We start from the raw sequence: 1,410 nt of genomic DNA, 5'->3' as shown, positions 1-1,410 counted from the left end.
GCTGGCGGCAGCCATGCGGTCTGCAGGGGTGGCAGCAGCGGCGGCAGGCAGAGCGCGCATTCCAGTGTGTGGTGCCCGGGATCATCGTCGGGGGCCACCGCCAGCTCGCCGCTGCGCAACAGCCAGCGGACCTCGCCCGAGGCGCTGCAGACCCGCTCCACCGCCGGGGCAGCGCGCAGCCATGGCGCCGCCATGCCGGCCACCAGCGCCAGCGCGAAGGCCGCCAGCAACAGGCAGGCGGCAGGGCGGCGGTGGCGCAGCGGATGCATGGCCGGGCATTATGGCCAACGCCGTGGCTTTCGCCGTTGCATCGCAAGTGCAAACAAAAAGGCCAGTCCCGAAGAACTGGCCTAAGTGCTTGATTTGATTGGTGGGCCCTGTAGGATTCGAACCTACGACCAACGGATTAAGAGTCCGCTGCTCTACCAACTGAGCTAAGAGCCCCTCGCCTCTGCGGTGCGCTGCACCAACGAGCGAAGACCAAGATTATGCACCAATTCTCGGCCTTCGGAGGTCGCATCGGCAAAAAATTTACATCAGCAGGTGCTCGGCCGCATTGTTGCCGCCCAGGACCACGTAGTTCACCTTGCGGATGTCCATGAGCTTCGTGCCGCCGGAATAGCTGATGGAGCTTTGCACGTCCTGCTCCATCTCGATGAGCGTGTCGGCCAGACGGCCCTTGATCGGCTCCAGGATGCGCTTGCCCTCGACGTGGCGGTACTCGCCCTTGTTGAAGTCCGAGGCCGAACCGTAGTATTCCTTGAAGCGCTCGCCGCCTTCCTCCACCGTCTCGCCGGGGGATTCCTCGTGGCCGGCGAACAGCGAGCCGATCATGACCATGGTCGCGCCGAAGCGGATGCTCTTGGCAATGTCGCCGTGGCTTCGGATGCCGCCGTCGGCGATGATGGGCTTGGTGGCCACGCGCGCGCACCACTTGAGCGCCGACAGCTGCCAACCGCCGGTGCCAAAGCCGGTTTTCAGCTTGGTGATGCAGACCTTGCCCGGGCCGATGCCGACCTTGGTCGCATCCGCACCCCAGTTCTCCAGGTCGATCACCGCCTCGGGCGTGCCGACGTTGCCGGCGATCACGAAGGCGCCGGGCAGCTTTTCCTTCAAGCAGCCGATCATGTCCTTGACCGTGTCGGCATGACCGTGGGCGATGTCGATGGTGATGTAGTCGGGGCACAGGCCTTCGGCGACGAAGCGGTCCACCGTCTCGTAGTCGGGCTGCTTCACGCCCAGGGAGATCGAGGCGAAGCAGCCCTTGGCCTGCATGTCGCGCACGAACTGGACGTTGTCCAGATCGAAGCGGTGCATGACGTAGAAATAGCCGTTCTGGGCGAGCCAGGTGCAGATCTGCTCGTCCACCACGGTTTTCATGTTGGACGGCACCACCGGCAGGCGGAACCG

At 64.5% G+C, this 1,410-nt stretch carries 1 protein-coding gene, 1 tRNA gene and 1 pseudogene; all 3 read right to left on the bottom strand.

Annotated features, from left to right (window positions below; translation table 11 throughout):
- A pseudogene (locus A612_RS06770) lies at positions 1 to 269 on the bottom strand (DUF2946 family protein); the annotation flags it as partial.
- 99 nt (positions 270 to 368) lie between these two features.
- A tRNA-Lys gene (locus A612_RS06765) sits at positions 369 to 444 on the bottom strand.
- 87 nt (positions 445 to 531) lie between these two features.
- On the bottom strand, positions 532 to 1,410 hold an 879-nt coding region (locus tag A612_RS06760), incomplete at its 5' end, for a GMP reductase (protein WP_019373752.1).

Source organism: Melaminivora alkalimesophila, assembly GCF_000282995.1.
Taxonomy (GTDB): Bacteria; Pseudomonadota; Gammaproteobacteria; order Burkholderiales; family Burkholderiaceae_C; genus Melaminivora; species Melaminivora alkalimesophila.
This window is presented reverse-complemented; position numbering and strand designations above follow the sequence as displayed.